Here is a 303-nt window from a genome sequence, read left to right as displayed (position 1 = left end):
ACGAGCCGGCCGGAAGGGGGGCGGAGCGGTAGGTCGGCCGATCCGGCTTCCTGCTCCGAAAGGGCCACCGCACGCCGGCTCCGGCCCGGGTGCTGTCCCGGCTGCCGGGCGGCCGCGCAGGTCGGTCCGTGGCGGGCGGACGACTGCTGCGGACGGGTGGACCGGTCCGGGCTCAGCCGTAGATGCCCCGGCAGAGGCGGGCCTGCTCGGAGCCGGCGGGCCAGCGGCCGAAGTGCTCGGCCTGGTCGCAGATCGTGCCGCCGCCCGCCCCGGCCCCCGTCCCAGCGCCCGGCAGCGACGCGG

The organism is Kitasatospora sp. MBT66 (assembly GCF_000710405.2).
GTDB lineage: Bacteria > Actinomycetota > Actinomycetes > Streptomycetales > Streptomycetaceae > Kitasatospora > Kitasatospora purpeofusca.
Note: the sequence above shows the minus strand (reverse complement) of the source record.